14 protein-coding genes and 1 pseudogene are annotated in these 13,713 nt (G+C 63.0%); 7 read left to right on the top strand and 8 right to left on the bottom strand.

All coding sequences use genetic code 11. From position 1 onward, the window contains the following. Window positions 1-127: 127 nt before the first annotated feature. A complete protein-coding gene (locus tag ASF40_RS13025; protein ID WP_056369631.1) occupies window positions 128-733 on the top strand; it encodes a DUF998 domain-containing protein in 606 nt (201 codons plus the stop codon). 719 nt (window positions 734-1,452) lie between these two features. Here ASF40_RS13025 and ASF40_RS13030 read toward each other — a convergent pair. Beyond that, window positions 1,453-2,067 (bottom strand): hypothetical protein, encoded by a 615-nt coding sequence (locus tag ASF40_RS13030; protein WP_056369633.1) that lies wholly within the window; start codon window positions 2,065-2,067, stop codon window positions 1,453-1,455. A 112-nt stretch (window positions 2,068-2,179) separates the two neighbouring features. Between ASF40_RS13030 and ASF40_RS21260 the strand changes: the two genes are divergently transcribed. Then, on the top strand, window positions 2,180-2,359 hold the full coding sequence (locus ASF40_RS21260; RefSeq protein WP_056369635.1) for a helix-turn-helix domain-containing protein: 180 nt from the start codon (window positions 2,180-2,182) through the stop codon (window positions 2,357-2,359). Window positions 2,360-2,434: 75 nt separating this feature from the next. On the opposite strand, the pseudogene ASF40_RS21715 reads toward ASF40_RS21260, so the two are convergent. Beyond that, a pseudogene (locus ASF40_RS21715) lies at window positions 2,435-2,539 on the bottom strand (helix-turn-helix domain-containing protein); the annotation flags it as partial. A gap of 274 nt (window positions 2,540-2,813) precedes the next feature. On the opposite strand from ASF40_RS21715, the gene ASF40_RS13040 reads away from it, so the two are divergent. Continuing rightward, window positions 2,814-3,326, top strand: a complete 513-nt coding sequence (locus ASF40_RS13040; protein WP_157549652.1) for a hypothetical protein — start codon at window positions 2,814-2,816, stop codon at window positions 3,324-3,326. Window positions 3,327-3,489: 163 nt separating this feature from the next. Here ASF40_RS13040 and ASF40_RS13045 read toward each other — a convergent pair whose 3' ends face one another. The 4 genes from ASF40_RS13045 to ASF40_RS13055 all read right to left on the bottom strand — a co-directional run bounded on the left by ASF40_RS13045 (window position 3,490) and on the right by ASF40_RS13055 (window position 6,417). Next, on the bottom strand, window positions 3,490-3,804 hold the full coding sequence (locus tag ASF40_RS13045; RefSeq protein ID WP_157549654.1) for a hypothetical protein: 315 nt from the start codon (window positions 3,802-3,804) through the stop codon (window positions 3,490-3,492). A 290-nt stretch (window positions 3,805-4,094) separates the two neighbouring features. Further along, complete coding sequence (locus ASF40_RS13050) at window positions 4,095-5,396, bottom strand: GmrSD restriction endonuclease domain-containing protein (RefSeq protein ID WP_056369641.1); 1,302 nt, start codon at window positions 5,394-5,396, stop codon at window positions 4,095-4,097. 177 nt (window positions 5,397-5,573) lie between these two features. Next, window positions 5,574-5,915 carry a hypothetical protein gene (locus ASF40_RS21135; protein ID WP_157549656.1) on the bottom strand — a complete coding sequence of 114 codons (342 nt, stop codon included), beginning with the start codon at window positions 5,913-5,915 and terminating at the stop codon, window positions 5,574-5,576. Window positions 5,916-6,039: 124 nt separating this feature from the next. Continuing rightward, window positions 6,040-6,417: a hypothetical protein gene (locus tag ASF40_RS13055; RefSeq protein WP_157549658.1), complete on the bottom strand. Its 378-nt coding sequence runs from the start codon at window positions 6,415-6,417 to the stop codon at window positions 6,040-6,042. Between the two features lie 429 nt (window positions 6,418-6,846). Here ASF40_RS13055 and ASF40_RS13060 point away from each other — a divergent pair, with 429 nt between their 5' ends. From ASF40_RS13060 to ASF40_RS13080, 4 genes are all read left to right on the top strand, one after another. Next, window positions 6,847-7,131, top strand: a complete 285-nt coding sequence (locus ASF40_RS13060) for a DUF1905 domain-containing protein (RefSeq protein WP_056369644.1) — start codon at window positions 6,847-6,849, stop codon at window positions 7,129-7,131. A 707-nt stretch (window positions 7,132-7,838) separates the two neighbouring features. Next, entirely contained in the window at window positions 7,839-8,444 is a 606-nt protein-coding gene (locus ASF40_RS13070) for a hypothetical protein (protein WP_157549660.1), read from the top strand. A 319-nt stretch (window positions 8,445-8,763) separates the two neighbouring features. After that, window positions 8,764-8,982, top strand: coding sequence for a hypothetical protein (locus tag ASF40_RS13075; RefSeq protein WP_056369649.1), 219 nt, complete (start codon window positions 8,764-8,766; stop codon window positions 8,980-8,982). A 580-nt stretch (window positions 8,983-9,562) separates the two neighbouring features. Beyond that, window positions 9,563-10,975, top strand: a complete 1,413-nt coding sequence (locus ASF40_RS13080) for a hypothetical protein (RefSeq protein ID WP_200919489.1) — start codon at window positions 9,563-9,565, stop codon at window positions 10,973-10,975. A gap of 20 nt (window positions 10,976-10,995) precedes the next feature. On the opposite strand, the gene ASF40_RS13085 is transcribed toward ASF40_RS13080, so the two are convergent. Beyond that, complete coding sequence (locus ASF40_RS13085; RefSeq protein WP_056369653.1) at window positions 10,996-12,390, bottom strand: DUF6414 family protein; 1,395 nt, start codon at window positions 12,388-12,390, stop codon at window positions 10,996-10,998. Then, complete coding sequence (locus tag ASF40_RS13090; RefSeq protein ID WP_056369655.1) at window positions 12,380-13,603, bottom strand: ATP-binding protein; 1,224 nt, start codon at window positions 13,601-13,603, stop codon at window positions 12,380-12,382. Before ASF40_RS13090 ends, ASF40_RS13085 begins: the two co-directional genes overlap by 11 nt. Between the last annotated feature and the right edge of the window lie 110 nt (window positions 13,604-13,713).

Genomic DNA, 13,713 nt, shown 5'->3' on the forward strand with positions numbered 1-13,713 from the left:
GGGGGATCGGGCGACCACTCACCCTAACGGGGGTGGTCCAGGCGGCTCAGCCGCGGATGGCGAGCTACGGTGGGGATAGAAAGCCGCGCAGGAGGATGCCCGTGGCCGCTACAGGTATGGCTGTCCGATGTTGAGCGCCACGGCCATCGCAGCCATGACTGCGCTCGTCGCCGGCGGCATCACGGCTGGGCTGATCGCGATCCTTCATGTCCTCAAGCCCGAATATGAGCCGTCTTGGCGGATGATCAGCGAGTACTCCGTCGGGCGATACGGGTGGGTCATGCGCCTCGCCTTCGTCACGATGGCCATCAGCCCTGCCGCGACGTGCGTCGCCTTGTGGCCGTTCGGCGGCGCGTGGACGATCGGACTTGCCGCCGTCGCGCTCGGCGCGCTCGGTGCAGCGTTCATCGACGCCGATCCGATCATGACTCCGCGTGCACAGGCCACGCCCGTGGGCAGGGCGCACACGGTCCTGGGCGGTGTGCTGCTGGCCGGCTTTCCGCCCGCGGCGCTGTTCGCAGGGGTTGGGGTGGCGAGCGCGCTCGGATGGGTGCTGGCAGTCGCTTCCGTTGTTCCGTTCGCCGGCCTGGTGTGGTTCCTCGTCGCCGCCGCCCCCGCGCACGGGAGGGGCGGCTCGCCTGGGATCCGAATCGGATGGCCGGACAGGTTCTGCTTTCTCGCCTACCTGGGATGGGTGGTGGTCGCCGCTACCGGTGTTCTGTCCGTCGTGTGATGCAGCAGCGCCGTCGCGAACGCGGGGGCGGCGTCAAGTGCTGCCTCGGCCGACACCTCCGCCGAACCTTCAGTGCCCTGTATGACGACGCACTTGAAGAAGGACTCGCCTCGGGCTTCACCCTCTCCGTCGCGGGGAGGGGATGACCTCGGCGCCACTCGGCCCGTTGTATCGATGGAAATCGAAGCTTCGAAAGCCGGAACGTGACCGGTTGCAATCGCGACGGGCTCGAGGGCTTGAACTACGCGGTCGGCCAGCAGACGGAGGCGGGGCCGCGGGCCATGGGCAGCGTGAACCCGTACGAGACGGCGAATGGCCGGCGCTACTGTGTCCGGCGAATGCCCGGGTCAGGCCTCCTAGCTCCGAAATAAACCCCTGGTCAAGAAGGTAAAGAATGGTGTTGCCCCTGGAGGGACTCGAACACGTTTTGAGCATTTTGCATAGCCACGTGAAACGACAACTTCCGCGGAATTACGCGGGTTCTCGAGTCTGGAGCGACATCCAGCTACGTCCGAAAACAGCCAGCAGCGAATGGAATGCGGCCAAAATGCGGGCAAGGCTTGCCAGTCCTGGAGCAGATCTCAGGCTCATCGCAGAACTGGGTGCGGGCAAGACGGTATTGGGTGCTAGCTGAAGTGCATGATTTTGGTCGCTCTGCTCGCGGATGCGCGTCTTGCTGTGCAAAGTGCTCAAATGCGGCTCAATGGATCCCGATGGTGTCAGCGACCGATCGAGGGCCCCGATGAACCTGGCCTGACCGAGGGGCTGGTGAGCTGCTCGCGGAGCTGCTGCTCGCGAGCCTGAACGAGGACCTCCCGACCGGTGGCCTCGTCGACAAGACCCGCAACGCGGGCGCGATTCATCATGCGCGTCGCGGTGCTGACACTGACGCCGAGCTGTTCGGAGACGAGCTTGAGTGGACCGTCGTTGATGACCGAGGCGAGCCGGTAGAGCCTGACCGCCTCGCGCAGGTTCTGATCCTCCGAGCGCGACTCGTCCGCCTTCAGCCGTGTCAGGTATTGTCCGTAGGTCTCCGGCTCAGACAGACCGCCGTCGATGCGGACGACGCGAGCTGCAGCCCACTTGACGATCGCCTGCACTCGGAGGTCGCGCAGCAGCGTGGTGGTCACCTCATCCCCCTGGCCGCTCCGATCCACTCGAATCGACTCAGCCGCTGCCCGCCGCAGCGTCGTGTCGTAAACGACGTGCGCACGCACGGCACCCGGAACGTCAGGAATGCCAGTAACGACGGCGACCCACGAGCGTGGAATGCGAATGCCGTCGCCGGCGTCGAGGATCTCGTCGTCGATCAGCTCGATCGAGAGTTCAGGCATGCTGCGAGTTTCTCAGTTTCGGGAGACGCGAGCAAGTGATGACATCGAGCACTCACGGGTGTAATGTGCGTGAGCAAGTGATGACATCAACCATCCAGCGAAGGAGAAAGTCATGAACTCATCGCCGAATTCGCTTGCCCTGACGATGAAGGATGCCGCGAAGCTTGTCGGCGTCGACTACCGCACGATCAAGCTCGGCATCGAGAGCGGGACGATCCCCACGGTCCAGCTCGGCCCGCGCCGGATGATCCCTCGCGTGCCGCTGTTGCGCGCGTTCGGCGTCGACGCCTGATAGCGGCGCGAGCGGGTCGAGCGGTGGCACGAACTTGACCGTGTCATCCTTCTGCCGCACCAGCCAGCCGCTCTTCCACCTGTTCCCCGACGACCGCGAGATGCCCAGCTTCGTGCACGCGCTGCGCACCGACCAACCTTGCGCGAGCAGCTCGAGAAGCTGCCGGCGCTTGTCCGTCATCGGGCGGCGACCCGGACCCTTCGGAACACGACGAGATGACAATTGAGAACCCCTTTCGGATGGTCCTCGTTGCGACCGTCACTGGAAACCACCACGTCGCAATGGCCTGCTTTTCGAGCGTCGTCGACAACCGCCGTGAACATCCGCGCAGCGTGTTCTGCGACGAGCACTTGGCGGCTGAAGAGAGTTCGCGATTTCGCAGCTCACGTCTACTGCCGATCAATCCACTCCAGCAGAATGAAGCCACGTGTGGAACGAGCGAGAGGCAACCGCGATGAACCCCGACGACGACGCGCGCACCTGGACCAAACGCCGCGGCGCTGCCGGTCCCGCCGAGGATGACTGGGCAGCTCGCGGCCTGCTCATCGAAGAGGTCTACCAGCTCGTCCAGATCAGTCCTGGAAAGACCGAGTCGCAGTGCTCGTCATGCGGGACGGGCAAGGAAGACAAGTGGTACCGCGCCGAAGACATCTCGGTCGTCTTCCACTGGCAGCCCAAGGCAGATGTCGCCGCACACGTATACGGCTGGTGGTACTGCCCCGACCATCTCGCGCGGACGAAACTGCCGTGGTCGCACTGGCAGGAAGCACCCGAGGCGCTCTGGGGCCCTCGACTTCGGTCGATCAAACACCCGGACTGCCAGCAGGCCATCGGCCTGGGGGCGTCGTGTGGTCAGCCTTACGCGGGTGTCCGCGACGGCCATCCAATGTGCGCTGAGCACATCGAACGCTTCGATACGGCCGAGCGACTATCCATCATGGAGCGTCGGTTGCTCGGCGACTCCTGATGTCGGCGGCGCGTGAACTCTAACTGTTTGGCGCCGCTCCTGACCAGTTCCGAGTACTGCCGACACCTGATCGCAAAGAAGCGCCGAGCGTCGCCGCCCGCTCTCGTCCCCTAAACGTTCAATGCTCGTGTGGGGATGGTTCGTGCAGCCGCTCGCTTACCGGCTAGCTCATGAATACATGCGTTCGGTGCCAGTCGAAGTAAACGGCAGCATCCGAATATCCGCTGGCGGTGCGGCCACGAATCTTGTCGATGTATCGCCCGATCGCGGTCTCCAGATCGACCGTCGTCGTTCCGATCACCGCTCCGTCCTTGACGCTGACGTATCCGTCTTCGAACAACGCATCGCACCCGAAAACGCATGCGAGCATCGCGATACGTGGAATGTCGCGTGCTTCACCATCGGCTGCAGCGGCTCGCTTCTTATATGGGAGGCCCAGAGGAACCGGCCGGGGCAGGTTTCTCCACAGAGCGCGCACGGAGCTTCTTCTCGGCCGCGAAGTAGCGCTACCCGGAGGCGCTGTTGTTCGCGCCGCTGCCTAACGGTGACCGGTCGATCCAGCGCACCTTGGAATGGGCCTGAGTCAACGTGGCACGCGGGCCACGCGCACATAAGAGGAGCTGCCCGACGATCTTTCCGCTGGGGCGCGTGGCGTGCCGGCCGGACTGCGTTCGATTGCCGGAGGTCAGTGTGCGTCGGCTGCGCGTTCGAGCGGAACACAACGCGCCCGCCGGGGTCCGGCGGGCGCGTTGAGCGTTGGGTCCGCTCTTACGTGTCGCAGCCGATTCCGTCGCCGTCGCGGTCCAGGTGTTTGCCGTAGCCGGGCTGGCCCTGCTGGATGGGGGCGGCTCCAGCGGCGCGGGCTGCGTCGCAGTTCTTGTAGTAGACCTCGACCGGTGCGGGGGCGGGTGCCGGTTGCGCAGGCGCGGGTGCCGGTTGGGCCGGAGCGGGCGCAGGTGCGGGGTTGACGGGAGTCGCGGGTGCGGGGGCAGGTTCCGGTGCAGTCTCGACGGGGACCGTGGCGTAGGTCGAGGTGACGGCCTTCTCGTCGGGGCACGCGCTCAGGATGTTCGCGATCGCGTCGTGCTCCGCCTGTGTCACCCACAGACCGTAGGTCGCCTTCACCGATACCTGCCGGGCGACGTACGCGCACCGGTAGGCCTTGTTCTTTGGCAGCCAGGTGGCGGCGTCCCCGTCGCCCTTCTGGGCGTTAGCGGAACCGTCGACTGCGAGGAGGTTCAGCGGGTCGTTCGCGAACGACGCTCGCTGGTTCGCGGTCAACTGCTGGGCACCCTTCTGCCAAGCGTCCGACAGCGCGACGACGTGGTCGATCTGCACCAGCTCGCTGGTGCCCTGGCCGCGGACGAAGTTGATCGTGGTCGCCGTGTACGGGTCGACGAGGACACCGGTGAGCACCTTGCACGGGCCGGACAGCGTCTCGTCGGTGAGGTCGCGGGCGAGGATGTCGTTGCGGGTGTCGCAGCCGTTGCGGTCCACGTCCAGCCACCGCTGGCCGAACTGGTCACGGTCGTATCCGGTCTTCGGGGCACGGCCTTTCACCTCGAGCGTGGCGAGCACGGCCAGTGCCGTCTGGTCGGCGGTGGCGCCGGCGCCCGCGGCCGTCTTGACCTCACCGGTGAACGGCTCCTGGGTGGCTTCCTCGTCGACCGACGGGGCAGTCGGCGTCGGAGTCGGCTGGGCGGCCACGGAAGGCTCGGCGGTGGGCAGGGCGGCTGCCTGCTGCGCTTCCCGACCGGAGGCGGCCGCGCTCGGGTAGACCACCGTCGTCATCAGACCCGCGGCGAAGAACACTACGGCGGAGATCGCGGTCGCCGTCATCGCGACCTTCGGGGTCCGGAACCGCAGCCATGTGCGTGTGTTCTTTGACAGCGCGACGATGCCGGTGATCAGGACGGTCAGTGCGATGAGCGCGATGATCGGGGCGAGGAAGACGAGTACGCCGAGTGCGACGATTCCGATGATCACCCACAGCCAGACGGGCAGTCGCTTCTGCTTCGGCGGCTCGAGTGCGGGTGCCGGTGGCGGCGTGAAAGAGGCGGTGGTCGCCATGTCGTGGAGCTCCTTGGCTGTGGGTGCAGTCGAGTAGGGCAGGTGGCTGCCGAGAGGATGGCCGCCCTACCCCAGAGGGCGACGATCTAAGTCTATGGGAGATCTATGAGGTACTTATGGGGCCTGTAATCGGTCATACAGTGACCTCACTGCGCGCTCTCAGCCACTGGCCGGCCGCTATGCGACGTCATCCCTGCCGCTGCACAGACGAACGTCGCTACGAACCCGAGATGTCGATCTGCGGCCACGTGGTACGGACAGATCTTCCTTCTGTGGTTTGTGCGTCCGCGCTTGTTTCCAAACCTGGAGGTCGAGGTCGTCCATTGCCGAGAAGTTCGGCGCACGGGCGTAGCCCTCACCGAGCACAACGAGGGATCGCACCGCGTCGGAGCCCTGACCGTGAATGGCGATCGCCTCGGCGAGAGACTGCTCGTACAGCTCGCGCTTCGGACCAAGTCGTCGTGCCTCCCACTCGATGAGCGCCTCAATCTGTTCCGGTGTGAGACCGTTGTTGCTCATGAAAGGACTCCGTTGCTAACACGCGTGTGAGTGGCTTCACCACGATGGCGATTCGTCGGCGCCCGCGCCCCCTACTTTCAGACGAGTAGGCTCGCGCGACCGAGCACCGCGGGCGCCGCAGTGGCTAGCGCCAATTGACCTCGATCGTGAGCTGGGGCGACCCGTCGAACGTCATTGGGGTGGGAATGTACGGCTCACCCAGCTCCCAGAGCTTCGCGTTTACCCCGTCGGGTCGATAGCGGATCGTTCGCGTATGCTCGCTGACCTTATCGAGGTGACACGTGATCGGGTGAACGTTGTACTGCAAGCCGCCGCGTGGAGATCGTGGGTGCGTGGCTTCGCCGGTGTAGGGGCGGACGGTCACCTCGATCAGGCGCGGCCACGGTCGGGGCACACGCCATTTGGGCACGTACAGTGAAAAATCGGTCCGACCGATCCGAGCGTCCCATCGAAGCTTGTTGTCGGTTTCCTTTGCTTCGGTCAGCATCACCATCTCGACCACGAGCGCCTCCATTCACGATCCGGCTTCGATCGCCTACTCCGCAGGATCGCGGGCGGGCTGAGGAGGTTCCGAAGATCCTCAAGGCACAGGCCCATCCGTACGACCGACCCCATGCAGGCTTGAAGCCAGCTCTCAGCGGAGGCTAACAGGTTCCTAAAGGAGCGTTATGGACGCTCTATTAAGATCGGCTCAGATCTTCGGCAAGCAACGTTACGTCCGGCCGCCGAACGTCAGTGGCGACGAGCGTCGCGATCGGCGCGCTGAGCGGTCGCTCCGCGAACGTTGAGATTGCCGCGAGGGGTGATCGCTGTCGATTGCGTGCACCATCGGTCGTCATCTCAATAAAGGCACATCATCACTCGAAGGAGACATCATGGCTAGGCCAGGTTCATCGGTGATCCCCCCGCATCGCGCAGGGAAGGACGCTTCATGAGTACGGTCGGCCCACTCGACATCACCTTCACCGCCACTCTCGGCCGGGTGAGAGCGGGTGACACGTGGATCTGCGCGCAGTTGCCGGACTCCGCGGCGATCTTCGGTACCCGTGGGCTGGTCAAGGTTTCGGGCACCGTGGATGATCACCCTTTCGACGGAGCATTCATGGCGCTCGGAGACGGAACTCACAAGCTGCCCATCTCCGCACAGATCCGCCGCGCGATCGGCAGGGATGAAGGCGACGATGTCACCATTCACCTCACCCACCGACGCAACTAGCACCACCCACTGACCGGTCGGCTACCGCACGCATGCCAGGTCCGTGATTGAAGCGGCGCGGATCGCGCGTCGTTGGACGGTAACCGTTACCCGGAACTGCGATCCCTTGACTGCGGTGACCTCAACATTGATTGGCCTATCGCCCGACTCGTCGGTATAGGTGCACATGACCTGCGTGCCCAACGCGACCTGGTACTCATCTTCGTCACAGGTCACCACGAACTCCCCGTCATCGTCGCGGGCGAGGATCGATGACGCGTTTGCGTTGCCCCGGAGGGTGACGTGGCCCTTCCCGCCACCACCACCTCGGGAAGGGGCACGAGCGGATAGCGGTCGGCGCGAGGGTGGTGCACGCTCGCGGCGCGTGGCGTGCCGGCCGAACTGCGTTCGGTTGACGGTCCCGCGGCGAGCGGGTCTCAGCATGCGCGATCGCCATCCGCACGCGGGCACTGCGCCTAAGTTGTGTGCGCCGCCCACGCTCGTCAGCGCGTACGAGCGGAGCTCCCTGGGGGGTGCCCGAGTCCGACTGCCAACTTCGGGATGAGAGCGACGGCGAGTCATGAGCCGCGAAATTACGGTACGTACCTTCAGCCCGAAGCGTGTCCACGCTGGTGTGGGCGACGATCGCTGGTCGTCGCTATGCTCGCGCGTGGGGACAGAACAACGCTGGGGAGTGTAGAAACTTGTTCGGACGTAAGTCGAGAGGCTTGAACCTGACGCAGACAACGTCACGCGAGATCGGTGCGGCATTCGATCGCGTGGGCATGACCTGGAGTTACGACAGCGACGGTGACGTTCGGTTCCGAACCCGCTCCAGTCAGCAGCCATGGACCGAGCCGGTGTTTTATGAGTTCGACGCGACGTCGACCAACTTCCGGATGCGGGGCCAGTTCCTGGAGGGTCGACGCATCCCCCACGCCAACGGGGTCAATTGGGAGGTCTCACTCGATCAGGGCTACCAGCCCACCGCGATCGCGCAGAAGGTCGTGACGGTGTACTTCTCACCGGGGCGTGGGAGTGTGCGATTGCAGATCCACGCCGCGATCGTCCCGCTGTCGCAGGCGCGTGTCATGCACATCCAGATCCTCCCTGGGCGCGAGCAGGTTGCCAGGATTGAGCGAAGGTATCCAGGGTTCGTAGGCACCGAGCAGACCGGACCAGGCGGCACTAAGCAACTCTGGATGTCGGGTGCCGTGGCAGGACAACAGTCTGATGACTCGGAGTTCGTCGACTTGATCCAGACGATCTCCACGGTCGGATTGGAAATGTTTGATGGGCCGTTCACAGGGTGGATGAACACGAACGCCATTTAGTCGGTGCAGGCAGCATCGGTGCCATGCGTTCAAGTTCAAAGTCGCCGTGGCAGCAATGTCCCGGCCCGTCGTTTTTCTCGGGGGTTTTGCTTGGTGACACAGGGGAGTGTGCAAGTTGTTCGGACGTAAGTCGACGTCGAAGTCGGTGACGGTGGGGTTCGGTGACCTCAATTACGGATTCGTTTTGCCCTTGGAGGGCGACGGCATCAGCAGCACGGGGATAGACCGGGCTTTCAACGGGTCTAAAGCTGTCAAACTGCACAACGGGTCCCGCGATGTCCAGCTTGGGGATGGCTCGCCGAGTGGGCACCACATCGTCATGAGCGTGCTCGATCAGCGCACCGTGATGATCCTGCTTGGCTCGAAACCTCGGGAGATCGGCGGTGTGATCCTCGAGTACGCCACTCCGGAGAAGCCGTACTGGGACAAGGTGGTCCGCGTCGTGAACCAGGGCGGCTCGCAGACCGTTGTGGGCATCGACGGCATCGCTCGCGTGAACCCCAACGGCACCGTGGGCATCTACGTCATAACGGGCTGACCACAGGTCAGCTGTCCACGCTGATGCCGTCTGGGAGAGCCGGGAATCCCCGGCGAGGGAGAGCGGCTACCCCCAACTCGGGCCAGAAGACCCCAGGGGTGCGAAGGTTCGTTCCGCGGGGAGTGGGGTCGGCGCACCCGCCCGTCGCACTGGGGGAGCGCGGTCCACGAGTGGCCGGGCCTACTGACAGAAGTCTTCGTCGGTGTCACTGGGCGAGCAAGCCGTCGCACCGGGCCGCGGCGGCGACCGTGAGGTATCCCCTTACGGGCGAAGCACGGTGAGGGGATCCTTGCGTACCGGAGGCGCTTGGCGACACCAGATTCCACCGATTTCGGCGGTCAGCCTCGACGATCGAACGGATCACTCGGCTAGTTGTGGAATCCGGCGCGGCTCGGTGTTACTCAGAAGACGATGCGAATTGCGATCAGTGGCGTGCGGGTCACACTTCGTCCACAGACAGGCGTCGAATCGCAGGCGTCGGGCGACAAGTGAGGTGCTCATGCTTTGACGAAATGGACACATCGCGTAAAATCAGAGCATAGAACTCTACTTCTCAGACCAGTTCAATGTCACGCCCGACGTGCTCGAAGAGTACGGCGCTTTCAACGTGAGCGTCGTCTCGGATTTACCCGTATTCATCGACCCGTTCCTGTTGTTCCACAGTGACAAGCCCGAGTACCAGGAACTCCACGAGAGCATCATCAAGTACCTCAAGTTCCTTCGGGACGAGGCGGACCCCAACCTAGACGATGCGGTCATCAAGAACCTGTACTCCTTCAAAGAGGTCAAGCAGAATTGGCTCGGGTTCACGGTCCTTGGCAACGGCGGGAGCGGCCTCGGCACAAAATTCGCGCGCGAACTTCACCGCGCGCTTGGATCAATCTTCAGCAACTTTGGCGACGAGTTGATCACACAGAGTCCACACCTCGAGAAGCTGGCGCTCATCGGCAAGGGTGTGGGCCGCGACAACATCAGCGACTTCACGACGAATCTCATCAAGGACTACCTCCTTCAGTACACGCAGACGTTCGCGCAGAACCACCTCACACCCGAGGACTGTGCGACCTTCGCCGTGACCCGAGCCGAGTTCGACTACACCACCAAGGCCTGGAAGACAAAGCGCTATTACTTGCCGAAGCTCGGCAACGACTTCGTGCTGCTCACGCCGTTCGACCTCCTCACGAGTGACGACACGTGGATCAACCACGGCGACATGATCCACAGCTTCCCTCATCTGCCCGATGCGATCGACGACGACCAGATGCGCGGCCAGATCGACAGTTACTTCCGCTCCCGACTGAGCGAACGCCCGTCGCCCAAGGAGTATGCGCAGGCTGCGCAGGACACGATCTGGAAGTTCCCGGAGCTAGTCGACTACTACATCCGCCGTCAGGAAGAGAACGGTGATCACGCCGAGGCCCTCAGCGCTGACCGTCGGCGCGAGGTATACGACGCGCTCGTCGAGCAAGTGCGCGAGGCGATCCCCGCGATCGAGCAGGGCAGCAGCCTTTACCAGTTGCCGCTTGGCAGCTATGAGGAGTCGCTCGTCCGCGCGAAGGCGTTCAAGGACTACATCGAGAACAACGACGGCTACCTGGTAATCAACCGTCGAGACCGTCCATTCTCGCGGGAGACGGACGTCCAGATCTTCTTCGGCCTGATTTGGTACCGGACCGAGTTCGACGTCAATCGAGAGGTGAACAACGGTCGCGGCCCCGTGGACTTCAAGATCAGCAAGGGCGCGTTCGACAAGTCCCTGATCGAATTCAAGCTCGCGAGTAACAGCCAACTCAAGCGCAATCTCGAGAATCAGGTTGCGATTTACGAGAAGGCCAACGGTGTGCGCAAGTCCGTCAAGGTCATCGTCTGCTACACCGCCGAACAACAGGCAAAAGTGGATCGCATCCTCGGCGAGCTGAAGCTTGGCGGCGAGGAGTCAATCGTGGTCATCGACGCCCGTAACGATAACAAGCCATCGGCCTCGAAGGCGTGATTCGAAGCCTGGCTGTCTCATCACCAATAGATTGCGATGATCTCCGTATCAAGAAGCCGCTCAGCCGGTCTAATGGGCGGAGGGTTCGATCCTGACCGGCTCGTAGTGTCAATCGCGAATGAGGGGAACAGCTCCAGTCCAGCACTTGCGCGACACTCTTGCCGGACTTTCAAATCGCGCTTTGGCTTTGGGGCAACTATTTCGAAGCGCGCAACAAGCAGATCGCGGATCTCGTCGAATGCTCGGCGCTGCCTCGACGCGTCCGTCGCGCCGCTTGCGAACTTCGACTTGAGCCTGGCGAAGGCCACCTGATCGGCGTCCTTCCAGTCTGCGTCTTCGGGTAGCAACGCGGTCTTGTATGCCTCGAGCGCGTTGCCGAACGCGATCTGCTGCTCCAGTTGGGAGCCTGTTGCCGAATCGGACGCTGTGGGCGAGCGGATCGCGTTTATCTGGTCGACGAAGCCCGGGGCGACCTCGCTGAAGAGGTCGGCTAGCTTCACGGGCGTCCAGGAATTCTGGATGTTGTCTCGAGCAACGCGAGCCAGGATGGTGAATCGTGCTCCGGAGAAGAGGACGCGACGAATGTCTTTCCAATAGCCGATGTGCTCGGTAACTCCCGCGATGTGTAGTGGATGCGTGTCCACTTCGAGACCCTCGATCGAGGTCTTGTGCACGATGTACTCGCGCCCCTCAACCTCGAGAACGACGTGATTCGTCGCCGTCGCCTTGATCGGGATAAGGCCCGCAAGGAAGCGGTCGAGCACCCTCATGATCGGCTCGCTGTCGCGGAGGAACCCCAGGAGGCCACCCGAGCCAAACATGGCTGGGAACTCGTCGGCCATGGCAGACCACTCTGTCATCATCGATCCGAGCTTGAAGACCGGGTCGACCGCGAGCGTCACCTCGACCTCGATCAACGTACCCCGCATGAAGGAGTAGCCGGCCTCTACAGCACGAGGGTTGTTGATCGTGGCGATGGACGGGACGTCGTTGATGCGGGTTGGCGGGTCTGCATCTTCGGAGAGCTTGAAGTCCAGCGGCAGCTCTCTCAGCTCCTTGAACAGCGTCTGAATGACGGCCTTACGTGAGCTCTGCGTGCTGTTGCTATTGCTCGTCTGATAGCGGGCGGATGAGTCCAGTTGCGCAGCTCCGCCTATTAGTTCAGAGCCCAGTTTCGTGCCAACCGATCCACTCAGCTCTGCCTCGTCAGCTCGAGAGATCGCCTGAGACACCTCATGCGGGATGGTTGCGTTCTGCGACACCAGGAGGCTGTGGAGGCTGACCGTATCGAGATAGACGAACTCGCGCAGCGGTCGGCGGTTCTTTGTCTCGTTGGCGGCTTCGTGCAGGCGCCTGTCAGACCGCCACGCCTTGAACGAAGTCAGCGGATGCCGAATCCACGACCTACGCGACACGGTCGCTTCCTTCCGCCCGCACGCGGGTTGGCCTTGTGCGCACGCGCTCAAATGCGAGTGCGAGGTCCTCATCGGCAATTGCCTTGCGCCCATCGCCTGCCGCGACTAGGGCAGCCTCAGTCCAGATCGCCGTCAACATTGCGCCAGACCAGCCATCGGTCAGCTGTGCGAGGTCCTCAAGCGGCAGCGGATCTACCGTCGTCAGCTGCGCGGCGCGCACTTGGAGGATCTTGTAGCGGTCTTCGACGGTGGGAAGGGGGAAGTCAATCTCCCAGTCGAATCGGCCTGGTCGCAACAACGCCTCATCGATGTCCTCGACTCGGTTGGTCGCGGCGATCACGATGACGTTGCTCTCTGCTTCGAATCCATCGAGCAGGGTCAGTAGCTGCGCCACGACGCGCTTGGACTCTCCGTTGGAGTCGTTCGTGCGGCGGCCGGCGATGCTATCGATCTCGTCGAAGAAGATGATGGCGCGCTCTTGCTTGGCAGCTTCTTCGAACAGTCGACGCAGCGTCTCTTCGCTGTCGCCGACCCACTTGCTGACGATTGAGGGACCGCTCACCAAGTAGAACTTCGCGTGAGACACCTGAGCGATGATGCGGGCGAGGTGCGTCTTCCCTGTGCCGGGCGCCCCCGTGAAGATCACGCCCTTCACAGGCTTGGCGCCAATCGCGTTCAATTCTTCGGCGCGGTCGAGCTGTGTCTCGATGAGCTCCTTGGCTCGCGAGACGACGTCCTCATATCCGCCGAATGAATCGAAGGAGAGCCCGTTCTCCGAAGGGTCGATGACATACTCGTGTAAGTCGTCGTCTACGCCCGCATCTCGATAGCGAAGAGGCGTCTCCGAGATCACCCTTACGATGCCGTCAATATCGTTGTACTCGACGGTGTTCCCGACGGCGACCTCGACTGACGGCTTGCCCTTCAACACGCGTATTCCAGCGCCACCTTCGAGTGCGACACCGTCATCAAGCAACTTTCGGATCACACCAACCGAGCTGTCCTCCGGCCAGGCGGTGTCAGGTGCCGGGTACCATCGCCCCTCTGTGATGAAGATGATGTCGCCACGAGAGAGCCCTACTGGCTCGGGCATCGAGAACCGCGCACTGCCGCCATTGGTGAGCCTCCCAAAGAAGACGTATCCGTCCTCGATGACGTCAATGACCTTGATGAACTGGCCATCGTCGCGGCTTTCGTACTCGGCGTCTGTCACTCACTTCCTCCGTTGATGACCTCGGGTGTGCTCTCAGGCTACTGGGGTACGGCGACATGGCTGGCTAGGAGGCCAGCGCCACGTGTCGCTGGTTCGAGGCCACGATCGGG

The sequence above is a fragment of the Microbacterium sp. Leaf288 genome, from assembly GCF_001422925.1.
Classification (GTDB): domain Bacteria; phylum Actinomycetota; class Actinomycetes; order Actinomycetales; family Microbacteriaceae; genus Microbacterium.

Coding starts and splice junctions, on each gene's coding strand:
- ASF40_RS13025 (WP_056369631.1), top strand. CDS start 128: ATGTTGAGCGCCACGGCCATCGCAGCCATGACTGCGCTCGTCGCCGGC.
- ASF40_RS13030 (WP_056369633.1), bottom strand. CDS start 2,067: ATGCCTGAACTCTCGATCGAGCTGATCGACGACGAGATCCTCGACGCC.
- ASF40_RS21260 (WP_056369635.1), top strand. CDS start 2,180: ATGAACTCATCGCCGAATTCGCTTGCCCTGACGATGAAGGATGCCGCG.
- ASF40_RS13040 (WP_157549652.1), top strand. CDS start 2,814: ATGAACCCCGACGACGACGCGCGCACCTGGACCAAACGCCGCGGCGCT.
- ASF40_RS13050 (WP_056369641.1), bottom strand. CDS start 5,396: ATGGCGACCACCGCCTCTTTCACGCCGCCACCGGCACCCGCACTCGAG.
- ASF40_RS21135 (WP_157549656.1), bottom strand. CDS start 5,915: ATGAGCAACAACGGTCTCACACCGGAACAGATTGAGGCGCTCATCGAG.
- ASF40_RS13060 (WP_056369644.1), top strand. CDS start 6,847: ATGAGTACGGTCGGCCCACTCGACATCACCTTCACCGCCACTCTCGGC.
- ASF40_RS13075 (WP_056369649.1), top strand. CDS start 8,764: ATGAGCGTGCTCGATCAGCGCACCGTGATGATCCTGCTTGGCTCGAAA.